The organism is Streptomyces cylindrosporus, from assembly GCF_022698165.1.
Classification (GTDB): Bacteria; Actinomycetota; Actinomycetes; order Streptomycetales; family Streptomycetaceae; genus Streptomyces; species Streptomyces cylindrosporus.
Genome location: NZ_JALDAY010000003.1, coordinates 625,135 through 638,095, shown reverse-complemented (window position 1 = coordinate 638,095; position 12,961 = coordinate 625,135). Strand labels below are relative to the sequence as shown.

The window sequence follows — 12,961 nt, the reverse complement described above, 5'->3', positions numbered from 1 at the left end:
TCCCCTCGCTGTCCAAAAAATATCCCTGGATTCCGGCCCCCCGTCGGAAATTCCGGCCGATTGCAATAGAGTCACGGAACACACGTCAATCGGCGACGTTTCACGGGGATTAAGACGGAGGTCGGTCATGCGTATTCCGGCGCACTCGGTATGCACGGCGATCAGAGACGACATCGTCGCCGGTGTCTACGAGCGCGGGAGCCGCCTCACCGAGGAACTCCTGGCCCGCCGCTACGGCGTCTCGCGCGTCCCCGTCCGCGAGGCCCTGCGCACCCTGGAGGCCGAGGGCTTCGTGGTGACGCGCCGGCACGCGGGCGCGTGCGTGGCCGAACCGAACGAGCAGGAGGCCGCCGACCTGCTGGAGATGCGCATGCTCCTGGAGCCGCTCGGCGCCTCCCGGGCCGCCCAGCGGCGTACCGAGGCCCATCTCAAGGTCCTGCGCGGCCTGGTCAGACTGGGCCAGGAGCGGGCCAGGAGGGGCAACAGCGAGGATCTGCGCTCCCTGGGCGGCTGGTTCCACGAGACGCTCGCCCAGGCCTCCGCCAGCCCCGCGCTGACCTCGATGCTGACCCAGCTGCGGCACAAGATCGCCTGGATGTACGCCGTGGACGCCCCCGCCAACCCCGTGGAGTCCTGGGCGGAGCACGGCGCGATCGTCGACGCGGTGGCCCGCGGCGACAGCGAACGCGCGCGTGCCGTCACGACCCTGCACACCGAGCGTTCCAGCGCGGCCCACCGGCTGCGGTTCGGCTCCGGCGCCGAGCGTGTGAGGAACTCGCAACATCCCGTAAACATGCCGAGCCTGCGGCATTAACACGGGCGCCGTATACAAAGAAGTGAGAATTCGCGGGGGTTTATTCATGCTGCCCCCGAGCGGAATTCCGCGGTGCCGGCGCGGGAAATGCGAAGGGCTCGCCCGGTAATTCGGACGAGCCCTTCTGCGATGCCGTGATCAGACGGTCTCGGGAAGCTCCTCGAGACCCTCGGAGACCAGCTTGGCCAGACGGTCGAGGGCGGCGTCCGCACCCTCGGCGTCGGAGGCGAGGACGATCTCCTCGCCACCCTGGGCGCCCAGGCCCAGGACGGCCAGCATGGAGGCCGCGTTGACGGGGTTGCCGTCGGCCTTGGCGATCGTCACCGGGATGCCTGCGGCCGTGGCGGCCCGGACGAAGATGGAAGCGGGGCGGGCGTGGAGGCCCTCGGCCCAGCCGACGTTGACGCGGCGCTCAGCCATGTGATGCTGCCCTTCGGTGTTCAGGGTTGTCTAGACCAGTTTCCCACACGTGAAGCAAGCCCGGAACGGACCTTCGTCCGTCCGGATCGGCGGCGTCGGACCGCGGCCTCGGCCCGACTTCCGTCCTGTCCGTCTTCTGCTGTCGTTCTCCACAGACTGCCTCGCGCCGTTGTCGGACGCGAGCCGTACTCTGGGGCCCATGCAGACCTCGTCGGACCGGCACGAGTACCCCGCCCACTGGGAAGCCGACGTGGTGCTGCGCGACGGCGGCACCGCGCGCATCCGCCCCATCACCGTCGATGACGCGGAGCGCCTGGTCAGCTTCTACGAGCAGGTGTCGGACGAGTCGAAGTACTACCGCTTCTTCGCGCCCTACCCGCGTCTGTCCGCAAAGGACGTCCACCGCTTCACGCACCACGACTTTGTGGACCGGGTGGGACTCGCGGCCACGGTCGGCGGCGAGTTCATCGCCACCGTACGCTATGACCGCATTGGTGCCGACGGCACGCCCGCGTCCGCCCCCGCCGACGAGGCCGAGGTCGCCTTCCTCGTCCAGGACGCGCACCAGGGCCGCGGCGTCGCCTCCGCCCTCCTCGAACACATCGGCGCCGTCGCACGCGAGCGCGGCATCCGCCGCTTCGCCGCCGAGGTGCTGCCGGCCAACACCAAGATGATCAAGGTGTTCACGGACGCCGGCTACACCCAGAAGCGCAGCTTCGAGGACGGCGTCGTACGGCTGGAGTTCGACCTCGAACCCACCGACCGCTCGCTCGCCGTCCAGCGCGCGCGTGAGCAGCGCGCCGAGGCGCGGTCCGTACGGCGGCTGCTCGTGCCCGGCTCGGTCGCCGTGATCGGCGCCGGACGCACGGCCGGGGGCGTGGGCCGCAGCATCCTCGACAACATCAGGGACGCCGGGTTCACGGGCGAGCTGTACGCCGTCAACAAGGCCTTCCCCGAAGACCTCAAGGAGCTCGACGGCATCCCCGCCCACCGCTCCGTCCGGGACATCGGCGGGCATGTGGACCTCGCGGTCGTCGCCGTGCCCGCCGAGCACGTGCCCGAGGTCGTCACCGAGTGCGGCGAGCACGGCGTGCAGGGGCTGGTCGTCGTCTCCGCCGGGTACGCCGAGAGCGGGCCCGAGGGCCGCGAGCGCCAGCGCGAACTCGTACGGCACGCGCGCACGTACGGCATGCGGATCATCGGGCCGAACGCCTTCGGGGTCATCAACACCTCGGCGGACGTACGGCTCAACGCCTCCCTCGCCCCCGAGATGCCGCGCCCCGGCCGCATCGGCCTGTTCGCCCAGTCCGGCGCCATCGGCATCGCGCTGCTGTCCCGGCTGCACCGGCGTGGCGGCGGCGTCACCGGGGTCACCGGCGTCTCCACCTTCGTGTCGTCCGGCAACCGCGCCGACGTGTCCGGCAACGACGTCATCCAGTACTGGTACGACGACCCCGACACCGATGTCGTCCTGATGTACCTGGAGTCCATCGGCAACCCGCGCAAGTTCACCCGCCTCGCCCGGCGCACCGCGGCCGCCAAGCCCCTGGTCGTCGTCCAGGGCGCCGGCTCCGCGCCGCAGGGACATGCCGTACGGGCCACGCGGCTGCCGCACGCCACGGTGTCCGCGCTGCTGAGGCAGGCCGGCGTCATCCGCGTCGACACCATCACCGAACTCGTCGACGCGGGCCTGCTGCTGGCCCGGCAGCCGCTGCCGGCCGGCCCGCGCGTGGCGATCCTCGGCAACTCCGAGTCGCTGGGGCTGCTGACGTACGACGCCTGCCTCTCCGAGGGGCTCAGGCCGCAGCAGCCGCTGGACCTGACCACCGGGGCCACCGCGGGCGACTTCCACGCGGCCCTGCTGCGGGCCCTCGGCGACGACTCGTGCGACGCCGTGGTCGTCACCGCGATCCCGGCGATCGGCGAGGCCTCCGTCGCGGACGCCGAGCTGGCCGAGGCGCTGCGCTCCGCCGCCGAGCAGGTCCCCGGCAAGCCCGTGCTCGTCGTGCACGTGGAGCTCGGCGGGCTCGCGGAGGCCCTCTCGGCCGCCGCCGGCACCGCACCGCAGGCCGAGGCCAAGGCCTCCGGCGCCCGCCGGCTCCGCCCCTCGCAGCAGCTCCCCCCGCCGTCGGCCTCCCCGGCCCCGCCCCAGGCACCGGCCGAGACCCCCGCCACCGCCCCCCGCCTCATCCCCGCCTACCCCGCCGCCGAGCGCGCCGTCCGCGCCCTCGGCGAGGCCGTGAAGTACGCCCAGTGGCGGCGCGAAGCGGCCGAGCCGGGCAAGGTGCCCGAGTCCATCGACGCGGACATCGACGAGAAGGGCGCCGCCGAGCAGATCGCCGGCATGCTCACACGCGGGCAGGGCCTCACCCTCGGCACCGAGGAGACCTGCGAGCTGCTCGGGCGGTACGGGATCGCCGTCCGCAGGGCCGTCCCCGCCTTCACCGCGGAGGACGCCGTACGGGCGGCGGACGACATCGGCTACCCGGTCGCCCTCAAGGCCACCGCCCCGCACCTCAGACACCGCGCCGACCTGGGCGGCGTACGCCTGGACCTCGCGGACGAGGAGCAACTGCGGCGGGCGTACGCCGAGTTGACCGGGCTGTTCGGAAAGCCGGAGGAGCTGCGCCCGGTGGTGCAGGGGATGGCGCCGCGCGGGGTCGACACGGTGATACGGGCCGTCATCGACCCGGCGGCCGGGGCCGTGCTGTCGTTCGGGCTGGCCGGAGCGGCCTCGCAGCTGCTCGGCGACATGGCGCACCGGCTGATCCCGGTCACCGACCGGGACGCCACCTCGCTGATCCGGTCGATCCGGACGGCACCGCTCCTGTTCGGCTGGCGCGGCTCGACCCCGGTCGACACGCCTGCCCTGGAGGAACTGCTGCTGCGGGTGTCCCGGCTGGTCGACGACCACCCGGAGGTCGTCGCGGTGACCCTGGAGCCGGTCGTCGTCGCCCCCCGTGGCCTGAGCGTTCTCGGCGCCTCCGTCCGCCTGGCGCCCCCGCCCGCGCGCGACGACCTCGGCCCGCGCACCCTTCCCGTCTACTGAGACGTGCCCGGAGACAGCCCTGACCGGTGCCTCGCAGTCGGTGCACCCCCGTAGGATGGACGCCATGGCCAAGACCAGTACGACGACCCAGGGGCTGCGTGCGGCGATCGAGCGCAGCGGCTACTACCCGGCCCTCGTGGCCGAGGCGGTGGAGGCCGCCGTGGGCGGCGAGCCCATCCGGTCGTACCTGGTCCACCAGGAGACGACGTTCGACCAGAACGAGGTGCGGCGGCACGTGACCGTGCTCGTCCTCACCGGCAACCGCTTCATCGTCAGCCACACCGACGAGCAGGCTGCCGACAGCACCTCCCCGACGCCGTACGCGACGACCTCGACGGAGTCGGTCAAGATCGGCCGGATCTCTTCGGTCGTGCTCAGCCGGGTGGTCGCCAACCCCGAGCAGTACCAGCCGGGCACCCTGCCCCGCGAGGTCGTGCTGACCATCGGCTGGGGCGCCGTCTCCCGCATCGACCTGGAGCCCGCCGCCTGCGGCGATCCCAACTGCGAGGCGGACCACGGCTACACGGGCAGCTCCACGGCGGACGACCTCAGCCTGCGCGTCAGCGAGGCCGGGGACGGCCCGGAAACGGTCCGCCAGGCCCTCGCCTTCGCCCAGTCGCTCTCCGAGGCGACCGCGGACACCACCCGCTGATGGTTCACGCTCCCTGGGACGCTGAGCCGCAACCCCTCTCCGTCGACTCCGCGCCCCTGCCCGAGTACGGCAGCGGCTCCCTCGCCGATCTGCTGCCCACGCTGGCCGCCGGCATGGGCGTACCGGACACGACCGCCGCGATCACCGAGCTGACCCCCGCCGACCGGAACTGCGTGTTCCTGATCGACGGGCTCGGCTGGGAGCAGCTGAAGGCGTACCCGGACGAGGCGCCCTTCATGACCTCGCTGCTCGGCAGCTCGCGCGGCTCCACCGGCCGCCCGCTGACCAGCGGCTACCCGGCGACCACCGCGACCTCCCTGGCCTCCGTCGGCACCGGCCTGCCGCCGGGCGCGCACGGCCTGCCCGGCTACACCGCGCGCAACCCGGAGACCGGCGAGCTGATGAACCAGCTCCGCTGGCAGCCCTGGACCTCGCCGCGCGCCTGGCAGCCGTATCCGACCGTCTTCCAACTCGCCCACGCCGCCGGTGTGCACGCGGCCCAGGTGTCCTCGCCGCACTTCGAGAACACCCCGCTCACCAAGGTCGCGCTCAGTGGCGGAACGTTCCTCGGGCGGCTGTCCGGCGAGGACCGCATGGACGTCGCGGCCGAGCAACTGGCCGCCGGAGACCGTTCCTTGGTCTACACGTACTACGCCGAGCTGGACGGCGCCGGACACCGCTACGGCGTCGAGTCGGACACCTGGCGCGGCCAGCTCATGCACGTCGACCGGCTGGTCCAGCGCCTCGCCGAGCAACTGCCGCCGCGCACCGCGCTGTACGTCACCGCCGACCACGGCATGATCGACGTCCCGTTCGACGAGCAGCACCGCATCGACTTCGACGAGGACTGGGAGCTGCGCGCCGGGGTCGCCCTGCTGGGCGGCGAGGGCCGGGCGCGGCACGTGTACGCCGTCCCCGGCGCCGAGAACGACGTCCTCACCTGCTGGCGCGAGGTGCTCGGCGAGCAGTTCTGGGTGGCGTCGCGGGACGAGGCGATCGCGGCGGGCTGGTTCGGGCCGCACGTCGACGAGCGGGTGTACGCCCGGATCGGCGACGTCGTCGCGGCCGCGCGGGACGACGTGCTGATCATCGCGTCCGAGCGGGAGCCGAAGGAGTCGGCGATGGTCGGCAACCACGGTTCGATGACCCCTGCCGAACAGCTGATCCCGCTGCTCGAAGTACGCTCCTGAAGCCGCACGACCGACCACTCCACCGAAAGGTGCTCAACTTCCCATGCCCGAGCTGGTGTTCTTCTCCGGAACGATGGACTGCGGGAAGTCCACGCTGGCTCTCCAGATAGAGCACAACCGCTCGGCGCGGGGCCTGGTGGGCATGATCTTCACGCGCGACGACCGGGCGGGCGAGGGAAAGCTCTCGTCCCGGCTGGGCCTGGTCAGGGACGCGGTGGAGGTCGAGGACGACCAGGATCTGTACGCGTACATCGTCGACCACCTCTCCCAGGGCGGCCGGGCGGACTACGTGATCGCCGACGAGGCACAGTTCCTGGCGCCGGAGCAGATCGACCAACTGGCCCGCGTGGTCGACGACCTGGGCCTGGACGCCTACGCCTTCGGCATCACCACGGACTTCCGCTCCAAGCTCTTCCCCGGCTCCCAGCGCCTGGTCGAACTCGCCGACCGCGTCGAGGTCCTCCAGGTGGAGGCCCTGTGCTGGTGCGGCGCCCGCGCCACCCACAACGCCCGCACGATCGGCGGCGCGATGGTGGTCGAGGGTGCCCAGGTGGTGGTGGGCGACGTCGACCAGCCGGACGCGATCGGCTACGAGGTCCTCTGCCGCCGCCATCACAGCCGCCGAATGACGGCGGCGACGGCCCGAGCGGCCGCCCTGTCCCCGGACGTGCTGCCGGTTTCGTCGGCCTGAGACCGAGCCCGTGCGCCCGGGCTCAGCGCGGGTTCTGGGTCAGGGAGAAGCGGGCGCCCTCCGGGTCGGCCACCGTCGCGACCCTGCCGTGGGCGGTGTCCCTCGGGGGCTTCAGCACGTGGCCGCCGAGCTCGGTCAGGTGGGCCACCGCGGCGTCCGCGTCGGCCACCTCGAAGTACGTCATCCAGTGCGGGCCCCGGTCGCGGGGGAGGGCGTGACCCACGCCGTGGATGCCGGCCACCGGGTGGGAGTCGACGTGGAGGGCGACGTAGTCGGAGTCGGCGGAGACGACCGGCTCCTCCTCGTAGCCGAAGACCGTTTCGTAGAACTTGGCCACGCTCGCCGACTCGAAGGTCAGCAGCTCGTTCCAGGCGGGTGTGCCCGGCACGCCCGTGATGCCGGTGCCGAGGTGGGCCGCCGCCTGCCAGATGCCGAAGACCGCGCCCGAGGGGTCGGAGCCGATGGCCAGCCGGCCGGCCTCGGCCGCGTCCAGGGGGCCCACCCCGATCGTGCCGCCGCACAGCCGCACCGTCTCCGCGGTCAGGTCCACGTCGTCCGAGGCGAGATACGGCGTCCAGGCGACGGGCAGATGCCGGTCCGCCGGGAGCTGGCCGATGCCCGCCACCTCGTAGCCGTCGAGCAGGGCCCGCACATACGGCCCGAGCTGCTGCGGACCCGGCTCGAACTCCCAGCCGAACAGCGCGCCGTAGAACTCCTCGGTGGCGGCCAGCCCGTGCACCATCAGGCTCACCCAGCAGGGCGTGCCGGGTGTGCGCCGGGCGTGCGTCTCGCCGTTCGGGCCGGCCGACCCCCGTGCCTCGGTCATCGTCACTCTCCCTCGACCCCTCGCGGTGGCCGTGTCGCGTCCGCTCTCCGGATGTCCGTGCCGATGCTCGCACCACCCGTCCCGCCGCGCGCTCCGGGCGCGCCGCGGGCTCGGGGCCACGTGCCCGCAGAATGCCCGGTGTGCGGTTTACCGTCCGTTTCCGTGCGATGGCCGACGTATGTCCATCGGCTGTACAGCATGTGCCCGAGTCCGTACGCCTCGTGATCGGGCCTGTCCGGCCGAGCAGAGTAGCCGGACATGGACGATGCGGCCACCCCGTGCGCAAGGATGGTGGCCATGAACGCCATCATCTCCGCTTCCGAACTCGCGAGCGACCTGGCCGGATCCAACCCGCCAGTACTGCTCGACGTCCGCTGGCAGCTCAGCGTGGCCAAGGCGGCCGGCGAGCCGCCCTTCGACGGCCGCGCGCAGTACGCCGCCGGGCACATCCCGGGTGCCGTCTACGTCGACCTGGACTCGGAGCTCGCCTCCGCGCCCGGCGAGCGCGGCCGGCACCCGCTGCCGGACCTCGCGGTCTTCGGCGCCGCGATGCGCCGGGCGGGCGTCTCGGCCGGGAAGCCGGTCGTCGTGTACGACGGCGGACAGGGCTGGGCGGCGGCCCGCGCGTGGTGGCTGCTGCGCTGGACGGGTCACCCGGACGTGCGGGTCCTCGACGGCGGGTTGCCGACCTGGGAGGGGGCGCTCGAGACGTCCGCGCCGGCGCCGGCGGAGGGCGATTTCGCGCCGGTTCCGGGCGGCGAGGGGCTGTTGGACGCCGACGGCGCGGCGGCGCTGGCCCGTTCCGGCGTGTTGTTCGACGCGCGGGCGGGTGAGCGGTACCGCGGGGACGTGGAGCCGATCGACCGGGTCGGCGGGCACATCCCGGGTGCGGTGTCGGCGCCGACGAACGAGAACGTGGGCGTCGACGGCCGCTTCCGGCCCGCCGAGGAACTGGCCGAGCGCTTCAAGTCCCTTGGCGCGGCCGGTGGTTCGGACGTCGGCGTGTACTGCGGCTCGGGCGTCTCGGGGGCGCACGAGGTGCTGGCGCTGGCGGTCGCCGGGATCGACGCGGCGCTGTACGTCGGCTCGTGGTCCGAGTGGTCCTCGGATCTGTCGCGGCCGGTCGCCGTCGGGCCCGAGCCCCAGTAGGCCGAGCAGGCCATGTGCAAGGGGCATGTGTAAGGGCCGCGTCTCCATGGGCGCGGCCCCTTACACCTCGTACCTTCCCTTACACCTCGTACCTTCGCGTCAACCGCCGTACGACCGGCTACTCCTGCTTCTTGCGGCGCGTCCCGAACACGATCTCGTCCCAGCTCGGGACGGCCGCGCGGCGGCCGGGGCGGACGCCGTCGGCCTCGGCCTGGCGGTCGGTGGCGCCGACGAGCCGGTCGCGGTGGCTGCCCACCGAGCGGGGCATCAGGACGTCCGCGTAGGCGGAGCCGGCCGAGGCCGCGGGCGCCGGGGGCTCCTCCGCCTCGGGTTTGGCGACCGGCTCCTCCGGCGGCGGAGGCGGTGTCTCGGAGGGGCGCTCCGGCACCACCAGGTCGCCGCGGAAGCTCGGTACCGCCTCCAACAGGCTGGTCAGCGAGTCCCGTTCGCCCGCCGTGCTCTCCTCGGCGGGCTCGGTCGACTGCGCGGGCAGGCTCGGCCGGTGCAGCGCGCCGTCCAGTGGGCGGTCGCGCGGCAGCCGTGCGATGCGCGGGACGAAGGGGAAGCTGGGCTCCGGAGCGGCGAGTTCCTCGGACTCGCCGATCAGCGAGCGCGCCTCCTCGTCGACGGCCTGCACGAGCCGCCGGGGCGGGTCGTACGTCCAGCTCGCCGAGTGCGGTTCGCCCGCGACCCGGTAGACCAGCAGGACCTCCCAGGTGCCGTCGTCGCGGCGCCAGGAGTCCCACTGCACGGTGTCCTTCTCGGCACCGCGCAGCAGCAGCCGCTCCTGGACGGCCTCGCCGAGCTGCGGACCGGCCGCGTTCTCGCCGGGGCGGCGGACCGGGGTCTTGCGGGCCCGCTCGGCCATGAACGCGCGCTCGGCGAGGACGGGGCCCTCGAAGCGGCGTACGCGGTCGACCGGGATTCCTGCGAGCTGCGCGACTTCTTCCGCGGAGGCACCGGCGCGTATACGCGCCTGGATGTCGCGGGGACGGAGATGGCTCTCGACCTCGATCTCGATCTGGCCGAGACGGGGCCGGTCACCGCGGACGGCGGCACGGAGCCGCTCGTCGATCGGAAGGGTGTACTCCGTTGAGTCGGCAGCCTTGAGCACCAGCCGTGTGCCGTCATTCGAGACGGCCACGACACGCAGTTCGGGCATGGGGACCTCCCGGGTGGTGCCTGCCGACGTCACGTGCGTCGCTGCTTCCGCTAGTCGAGTGTGGCCTGCCCGGGTGCAGCCTGCCACAACCTTGCCGAGTTGCCCGGCGTGTCGGGCCAGGGCCCTGGATCGCCGTTATGGCACGGTTACCTATTCGCAACGCTAAGTGACCAACTCCGTCACCCTGTGCAACTAGCCCCCTCCCGGCGGTCCTTCAGCCGCGGACGCCCTGGCGGGAGACCGGACCCAGGGCTCGCAACAGTACTCCATTTGGACCACGTGCGTGGATTGGCTCGACCCTCAACTTCTGGCAACGGGGGCCGCCCGACCGCTCGTTACGGGCTTTCCGGGATCTTGAACGTGGCGTACTTCACGGAATCACCAGAAACGGAACTAATGGTTTCCCTCGCCCGGGGCCTCGGCTACGACCCCAGGACCCTCCGCAAGTAGTCGTTCTGGAACCGGCGTTCCGGGTCGAGGCGGTCCCGCAGTGCCGTGAACTCCCCGAAGCGCGGGTAGACCCCGGCGAAGTACTCGGCGTCGCGGGTGTGCACCTTGCCCCAGTGCGGGCGGCCCTCGTGCGCGGTGAAGATGCGCTCGGCGGCGGTGAAGTACGCCTGGTACGGCGTGCCCTTGAACATGTGGACGGCGACGTACGCGCTGTCGCGGCCGGACGCGGTGGACAGCGTGATGTCGTCCGCGGGAGCCGTGCGCACCTCGACCGGGAAGCTCACCCTGAGGTCGGAGCGGTCGACCATCGCCTTCAGTTCGCGCAGCACCCCGGTCAGCGCCTCGCGTGGGACGGCGTACTCCATCTCCACGAACCGCACCCGGCGCGGAGAGGTGAAGACCTTGTACGGGATGTCGGTGTAGGTGCGTGCGGAGAGGGCCCTGCTGGAGACCCGGGCGATCGTCGGGACCGTCGCCGGGGCCGCGCGGCCGACCCACTGGGCCACCTGGAAGACGCCGTTGGAGAGGAACTCGTCCTCGAACCAGCCGGCGACCCGGCTCACCGGCTTCTCCGGGCCCGCGCTGCGGTTGTTGCGCTTGGTGTTGGTGGAGCCGGTGTGCGGGAACCAGTAGAACTCGAAGTGCTCGTTCTCGGCCCACAGTTCGTCGAAGTCGGCGAGCACCTTGTCGAAGGGCATCGGCTCCTCGCGGGCCGTGAGCAGGAAGACCGGCTCCACGGCGAAGGTGATCGCGGTGACGATGCCGAGCGCGCCCAGGCCGATCCGGGCCGCCGCGAAGACGTCCGCGTTCTCCTTCTCGGAGCAGGAGAGCACCGACCCGTCGGCGGTGACCAGCTCCAGGGCGCGGATCTGGGCGGCGATGGAGGCGGACTCGCGCCCGGTGCCGTGCGTGCCCGTGCTGGTGGCGCCGGAGACCGTCTGCTCCATGATGTCGCCCATGTTGGTCAGCGACAGACCCTCGCGGGCCAGGGCCATGTTGAGTCTCTTGAGCGGGGTGCCGGCCTCCACCGTGACCGTCATGGCATCGCGATCAATCTTGCGGATACCGGTCAACAGTTGAGGGCGGATCAACACACCGTCCGTCGCGGCGATGGACGTGAAGGAGTGCCCGGTGCCGACCGCCTTCACGGTCAGCCCGTCCTCGGCGGCCTTGCGTACGGCCGCGGCCAGTTCCTCCACGGAGGCCGGCTCGACCTCCCGCGCGGGACGGGCCGAGACGTTCCCGCCCCAGTTACGCCACGTGCCGTTCTTCGCGCTCGTCGTGCTGCTCAACGGTGCCTCCCCGACGCGGAGCCGGCCTGTCGAGCCGGCGGTACCCCAGGAAACCGACCGCGACCGCGACGGCCCCGGCCACGGCCGGAACCCCGTACCCGGCCCGCGCCCCGGCCGCGTCGATGACCCAGCCGGCCACCGAGGAGCCGAGCGCCACGCCGACCGCGAGCCCGGTGCTGATCCAGGTCATGCCCTCGGTCAACTGCGCGCGTGGTACGTGCTCCTCGATCAGGGACATCGTCGTGATCATCGTGGGTGCGATGGACAGGCCCGAGACGAAGAGCGCCACGGCCAGAAACGGCAAGTTTCCGACCAGTAGGAGGGGGATCATACTCACGGCCATCGCGCATATGCCCAGCAGCCAGCGGCGCTGTGGTGCCCCTGTGAACCGCAGCAGCCCGAAGACGACTCCCGCCACACAGGAACCCGCCGCGTACAGCGCCAGGACCACGCTCGCGGCCCCCTTGTGGCCGCGCTCGTCGGCGAAGGCCACGGTCACCACGTCCACCGCGCCGAAGATCGCGCCGGTCGCCACGAAGGTGGCCACCAGGACCTGCAGGCCACGCGCGCGCAGCGCGCTTCTTCCGCCCCGGTGGTCGCGCGGGTGCGGTGCCGGCTCGGTGGCCCGCTGGGCGGTCAGCCAGAAGACGCCGACGGCGAGGAAGCAGGCGGCCAGCAGCGGCCCGGCCTCCGGGAACCAGGCCGTGGACAGCCCGATGGAGATGATCGGCCCGAAGATGAAGCACACCTCGTCGACCACCGACTCGAAGGAGTACGCGGTGTGCAGCTGCGGGGTGCCCCGGTACAGGGCGGCCCACCGGGCGCGGATCATCGCGCCGAGGCTGGGCACGGCGCCGATGCCGGCCGCGCACACGAACAGCAGCCAGTCCGGCCACCCGAAGCGCGCGGCGCACAGCAGCCCGGCCGCCGAGGCGAGTGCGACCAGGGTGGCCGGGCGCAGCACCCGGCGCTGACCGTGCTGGTCCACCAGCCGGGAGATCTGCGGCCCGATCGCCGCGGCGGCCAGCGCGATGGTGGCCGACAGGGCGCCCGCGAGCCCGTACCGCCCGCTGATCTGGGAGATCATCGTGACCACGCCGATGCCCATCATCGACAGCGGCATCCGGCCGAGGAACCCCGCGGCGGAGAAGCCCTTGGAGCCGGGGGCGGCGAACAGGGCGCGGTAGGGGCTGGGCACGGCGGGCTCCGGTCAGAGAACGGCAGAGAGGGGCGTACGGGGTGTGCGGCGGCCCGGTAAGGCGCGAA

11 protein-coding genes are annotated in these 12,961 nt (G+C 72.3%); 6 read left to right on the top strand and 5 right to left on the bottom strand.

All coding sequences use genetic code 11. The features are described from left to right. Positions 1-127: 127 nt before the first annotated feature. Positions 128-814 (top strand): GntR family transcriptional regulator, encoded by a 687-nt coding sequence (locus MQP27_RS12215; protein WP_242764853.1) that lies wholly within the window; start codon positions 128-130, stop codon positions 812-814. 138 nt (positions 815-952) lie between these two features. On the opposite strand, the gene MQP27_RS12210 is transcribed toward MQP27_RS12215, so the two are convergent. Beyond that, the gene (locus tag MQP27_RS12210) at positions 953-1,234 is read right to left on the bottom strand and encodes an HPr family phosphocarrier protein (RefSeq protein ID WP_016432192.1); all 282 of its coding nucleotides are present in this window, start codon (positions 1,232-1,234) and stop codon (positions 953-955) included. 199 nt (positions 1,235-1,433) lie between these two features. Here MQP27_RS12210 and MQP27_RS12205 point away from each other — a divergent pair, with 199 nt between their 5' ends. The 4 genes from MQP27_RS12205 to MQP27_RS12190 all read left to right on the top strand — a co-directional run bounded on the left by MQP27_RS12205 (position 1,434) and on the right by MQP27_RS12190 (position 6,816). Continuing rightward, entirely contained in the window at positions 1,434-4,283 is a 2,850-nt protein-coding gene (locus MQP27_RS12205; protein WP_242764851.1) for a bifunctional acetate--CoA ligase family protein/GNAT family N-acetyltransferase, read from the top strand. A gap of 64 nt (positions 4,284-4,347) precedes the next feature. Then, a complete protein-coding gene (locus MQP27_RS12200) occupies positions 4,348-4,935 on the top strand; it encodes a DUF5998 family protein (protein WP_242764849.1) in 588 nt (195 codons plus the stop codon). Further along, entirely contained in the window at positions 4,935-6,125 is a 1,191-nt protein-coding gene (locus tag MQP27_RS12195; protein ID WP_242764847.1) for an alkaline phosphatase family protein, read from the top strand. Before MQP27_RS12200 ends, MQP27_RS12195 begins: the two co-directional genes overlap by 1 nt. A gap of 43 nt (positions 6,126-6,168) precedes the next feature. Then, positions 6,169-6,816 (top strand): thymidine kinase, encoded by a 648-nt coding sequence (locus tag MQP27_RS12190; RefSeq protein ID WP_242764845.1) that lies wholly within the window; start codon positions 6,169-6,171, stop codon positions 6,814-6,816. Positions 6,817-6,838: 22 nt separating this feature from the next. Here the strand turns inward: MQP27_RS12190 and MQP27_RS12185 are convergent, their stop codons facing one another. Next, a complete protein-coding gene (locus MQP27_RS12185; protein WP_242764843.1) occupies positions 6,839-7,642 on the bottom strand; it encodes a VOC family protein in 804 nt (267 codons plus the stop codon). Positions 7,643-7,939: 297 nt separating this feature from the next. On the opposite strand from MQP27_RS12185, the gene MQP27_RS12180 reads away from it, so the two are divergent. Then, positions 7,940-8,791, top strand: coding sequence for a sulfurtransferase (locus tag MQP27_RS12180; RefSeq protein WP_242764841.1), 852 nt, complete (start codon positions 7,940-7,942; stop codon positions 8,789-8,791). A 118-nt stretch (positions 8,792-8,909) separates the two neighbouring features. Here MQP27_RS12180 and sepH read toward each other — a convergent pair whose 3' ends face one another. The 3 genes from sepH to MQP27_RS12165 all read right to left on the bottom strand — a co-directional run bounded on the left by sepH (position 8,910) and on the right by MQP27_RS12165 (position 12,893). Continuing rightward, on the bottom strand, positions 8,910-9,953 hold the full coding sequence (gene sepH, locus MQP27_RS12175; RefSeq protein ID WP_242764839.1) for a septation protein SepH: 1,044 nt from the start codon (positions 9,951-9,953) through the stop codon (positions 8,910-8,912). A gap of 422 nt (positions 9,954-10,375) precedes the next feature. After that, positions 10,376-11,695 (bottom strand): D-arabinono-1,4-lactone oxidase, encoded by a 1,320-nt coding sequence (locus MQP27_RS12170; protein ID WP_242764837.1) that lies wholly within the window; start codon positions 11,693-11,695, stop codon positions 10,376-10,378. Next, entirely contained in the window at positions 11,655-12,893 is a 1,239-nt protein-coding gene (locus MQP27_RS12165; protein ID WP_242764835.1) for an MFS transporter, read from the bottom strand. Before MQP27_RS12165 ends, MQP27_RS12170 begins: the two co-directional genes overlap by 41 nt. Positions 12,894-12,961: the final 68 nt, after the last annotated feature.

What these genes read in the sequence shown, in the direction of transcription:
- MQP27_RS12215 (WP_242764853.1), top strand. Translation starts at nt 128, where the DNA reads ATGCGTATTCCGGCGCACTCGGTATGCACGGCGATCAGAGACGACATC.
- MQP27_RS12210 (WP_016432192.1), bottom strand. Translation starts at nt 1,234, where the DNA reads ATGGCTGAGCGCCGCGTCAACGTCGGCTGGGCCGAGGGCCTCCACGCC.
- MQP27_RS12205 (WP_242764851.1), top strand. Translation starts at nt 1,434, where the DNA reads ATGCAGACCTCGTCGGACCGGCACGAGTACCCCGCCCACTGGGAAGCC.
- MQP27_RS12200 (WP_242764849.1), top strand. Translation starts at nt 4,348, where the DNA reads ATGGCCAAGACCAGTACGACGACCCAGGGGCTGCGTGCGGCGATCGAG.
- MQP27_RS12195 (WP_242764847.1), top strand. Translation starts at nt 4,935, where the DNA reads ATGGTTCACGCTCCCTGGGACGCTGAGCCGCAACCCCTCTCCGTCGAC.
- MQP27_RS12190 (WP_242764845.1), top strand. Translation starts at nt 6,169, where the DNA reads ATGCCCGAGCTGGTGTTCTTCTCCGGAACGATGGACTGCGGGAAGTCC.
- MQP27_RS12185 (WP_242764843.1), bottom strand. Translation starts at nt 7,642, where the DNA reads ATGACCGAGGCACGGGGGTCGGCCGGCCCGAACGGCGAGACGCACGCC.
- MQP27_RS12180 (WP_242764841.1), top strand. Translation starts at nt 7,940, where the DNA reads ATGAACGCCATCATCTCCGCTTCCGAACTCGCGAGCGACCTGGCCGGA.
- sepH (WP_242764839.1), bottom strand. Translation starts at nt 9,953, where the DNA reads ATGCCCGAACTGCGTGTCGTGGCCGTCTCGAATGACGGCACACGGCTG.